The following is a 1449-nucleotide window of genomic DNA, read 5'->3' as shown; positions in this document are numbered from 1 at the left end:
GGTTCAAAGCACCGATGGAGCCGCTGCCGCCAATGCCGCAGTTCTGATGGGGACTGATACCTCGCGGCGTGTTAGCTAGGCAGGAGGTGACTGGAGCAACCTACTATCCAATGTCTGCTCCTCTATAGGCTCGGTAAGCTACCATGTGTGAACGATGCGTGCGAACCGGGCCTAACAGGTCTTGATTTCCTCCAGTGACTCTCGGTCTAGGGGGTGTTCACCACCGATCAACGGTCGTTGGTCGGTGTTGAACATGGGCGGTGGGCCGGTAGCTGCAGTCGCAAAGCCGTTCCTGCACGATCATGACTCCTCGGCTGCAGTCAGCGTCGGCCGATCACGGTCCACAATGGGTCGCCAGCCACTGGTTGGTGCGTTCGGTCCTCGACGGTCTGGAATCCAGCTGCCTTCATGTAAGCGCCGATCAAGCGCTGCTGCTCCGCGCCGTCACCAAGGGCCTGCCAGATGGCAACGGCCTTTGTGGGAAAGCAGCGGTTGCTGAAGGAGACCACGAAGGGTGCGCCCTGGCGCAGCACTCTAGCCACCTCCTGGAAGACAGTGACTGGCTGCTGCAGATATTGCACCGAGACGCAGAGGCAAACGGCGTTGAAGGCTGCTTCAGTAAGCGGCAAGGTCGGCTCACTATTTAGGTCCTGAACGAACCATCGCGAGAGCCGCTTGTTTGCCGCAAGCTCTGCCTCGTTCATGCCGTGCCCGATCACCTCGCCGTAGTGGATCTCCGGCGGCAAGTGGCTGACCCAGCTGCTCATCAGGTCGAGCACGGTGCCACCGGGCGGCAGCATCTCCCGGTAGGTCGCCGTGACCGCTGCAATGGCTGCGTCGTCAATATGGGTGACGAAACGTGGCTGCTGGTAGAAGAGGTGGTCAGGCGAGGAGTCTGCCTTGCGGAAGGCCTCGGGTGGTAAGTGTGGGAGCTGCATCGCCAGGATATGTGGTGCCGCATGGAATGGGTAAGGACGCGGGTAAGGAGAGCAGGGCCGCGGCATGGACAGGCCGGGATCTTCAACCGGCCGCGGTGACTACTTGCCCCAGCTCAGCGCCGCAGCCCTGGGTGACCGACGAGGAGTGCAGCGAAGAGGGCGGCCAGGACCCATACGGAGGTGCCGGTGGTCAGCAGGGGGTGAAGCTCCTCAGCAAGGCTTTCCAGCGCTGACACTGGGGTGGTCCGGACGGCAAAGAGGGCGACGAGGAGGAAAACGCTCCGTCGGAGAAAGGCAATAGACATGGGGGATCCTGAGCCGTTCTGGCTGCGCGGGATGGTTCCTGGGAGGGTTCGTCAAGCGGCTGATGGATGACGTTCGCCCCTACAACGCAGGTGCAGCATTTTGGTTTGATTAAAAAATGAACTACCTGAGCCAAGTTGCTCATATCCTTGGTCGCAGAGGGCGGGCTCACACCGTTTTCCAAGACGTGGCGCCCTCTTCGTCATCG

2 protein-coding genes are annotated in these 1449 nt (G+C 61.1%); both read right to left on the bottom strand.

The genetic code is table 11. From position 1 onward, the window contains the following. Nucleotides 1-320 precede the first annotated feature (320 nt). The gene (locus tag D9599_RS30575) at nucleotides 321-938 is read right to left on the bottom strand and encodes a class I SAM-dependent methyltransferase (RefSeq protein ID WP_198385109.1); all 618 of its coding nucleotides are present in this window, start codon (nucleotides 936-938) and stop codon (nucleotides 321-323) included. Nucleotides 939-1051: 113 nt separating this feature from the next. Beyond that, the gene (locus tag D9599_RS30570; protein ID WP_198385108.1) at nucleotides 1052-1243 is read right to left on the bottom strand and encodes a hypothetical protein; all 192 of its coding nucleotides are present in this window, start codon (nucleotides 1241-1243) and stop codon (nucleotides 1052-1054) included. Nucleotides 1244-1449: the final 206 nt, after the last annotated feature.

The organism is Roseomonas sp. KE2513 (assembly GCF_016107305.1).
Taxonomy (GTDB): Bacteria; Pseudomonadota; Alphaproteobacteria; order Acetobacterales; family Acetobacteraceae; genus Roseomonas.
The sequence above is the reverse complement of the archived record's forward strand: the minus strand, read 5'-3'. Positions and strand labels throughout refer to the sequence as shown.

Coding starts and splice junctions, on each gene's coding strand:
- D9599_RS30575 (WP_198385109.1), bottom strand. CDS start 938: ATGCAGCTCCCACACTTACCACCCGAGGCCTTCCGCAAGGCAGACTCC.
- D9599_RS30570 (WP_198385108.1), bottom strand. CDS start 1,243: ATGTCTATTGCCTTTCTCCGACGGAGCGTTTTCCTCCTCGTCGCCCTC.